Annotated in this window: 1 protein-coding gene; it reads right to left on the bottom strand. The window is 44.4% G+C overall.

Features of this window, described 5'->3' with window-relative positions:
• Window positions 1–66: 66 nt before the first annotated feature.
• Window positions 67–1,401: an IS66-like element short variant transposase gene (locus ACPC57_RS11500; protein ID WP_434066999.1), complete on the bottom strand. Its 1,335-nt coding sequence runs from the start codon at window positions 1,399–1,401 to the stop codon at window positions 67–69.
• Window positions 1,402–1,443: the final 42 nt, after the last annotated feature.

Raw genomic sequence — 1,443 nt, 5'->3', positions numbered from 1 at the left:
GTAACCGCCCAATAACAAGGTATATTGAAAAAGGATCCAAAGTCCTGTCGACTCTGGAACCTTTTTCTATTTACATACTCTCTTAATATTTTTGTCCCATGGCAAATAAGCCTCTAGCACCTCTTTTTTTGCGAGCGTCTCCTCGTTAGGTAAGTGTTCTAGAAGATAAGTCATATATTTCTCTGCGTCAAGTCCATGTCGCTTAGCAGTTTCTAAAAGACTCAGAATGACAGCTGTCGACTTGGCTCCCTCAAAGCTCTGAGAAAACAACCAATTTTTACGGCCCATAACCAAAGTCTTCATTGCCCTCTCAGCTATATTATTGGACAGGACTAAGTCACCATCCGAGAGAACGGTTCGGAAGGTAGTTTCGTATTTGAGGCTATACTCTATTGCAGTGCCCAATTTGGAGCCTGGCAAGACGGCCTGATTGCGACACCAGTCAAAGAATTCGTCCATCAAAGGGGCTAACTCTGTCTGGCGTTTATGTAATCGTTCCTCAGTAGATAAGTCAGCCCAGTCATTTTCTAAGGTAAACAGGCGGTCGCAATAGGCTAAGCCCTTAGCTCCTAAAGAAGTCTTGTCTGTCTTCTTAGGAGTCGCCTCAAAGAACTTTCGTCTAACATGAGCCCAACAGCCAACCAGTTGAGCCTTGTCTAATTGACGATAAGCTGACCACATGTCACAATGTACGTAGCCCGCATAATCCCCAAGAAATTTTTCCACAACTAAGCCACTCCGACGTTTGTCATGATGATAGAGGGTAATTCCCTTTTTCTCGTGCTTCCCAGACAAGAAGGTCCAGTAGAAGGTCAACTGGCTATCATTTTCTAAGACCTTGTAGGAGGTTTCATCCGCATGGAGAATAGGCTGCTCTAACAATTTCTCGTGTAACAGGTTATAAATCGGCTCGAAATAATATTGACTAGACTTGATGTGCCAGTTGGCTATTTCCTTCCGACTGATTGGCAAGCCAAGCTTGTTCCAATCCTCTTCCTGACGATAATTGGGTACCTTCAGATTGAATTTCTGGTGAATGGTGTGGGCGATGATAGAAGCTGAACCCAAGCTATGTGCCAAAGGGGCCTTAGGAACGGGAGCCTTGATAATCTTATCGCTTAGATTCTTCTGACTACATGCCTGACACTTGTATGCGTGTTGAACATGGTCAATCCGCTTTAATTGTGCGGGAATGAAGACCAATTCTTGTCGTTGAACAGTAGAACCAATCTCTTTCAACTGTCCATGACAGTCTGGACAAGTGCAGTCTTCGCCCTGTAATTCGTGATGAACAATCTCTGGAGTGAACTGACTAAAAATAGCCTGACGAACTCCCTTAGCTTTCTTGCGTTTATAGGTAATCGTTTCTGTTTCAACTGGGTAAGTCAGCTTCTTCTTCAGGCAGGCTTTCCTCCCCAAACAAGCTCAGCTGACCGGGTTGAT

The organism is Streptococcus sp. VTCC 12886 (genome assembly GCF_049893425.1).
Lineage (GTDB): Bacteria > Bacillota > Bacilli > Lactobacillales > Streptococcaceae > Streptococcus > Streptococcus suis_AA.
Note: the sequence above shows the minus strand (reverse complement) of the source record. Positions and strands in the feature narration are given on the sequence as shown.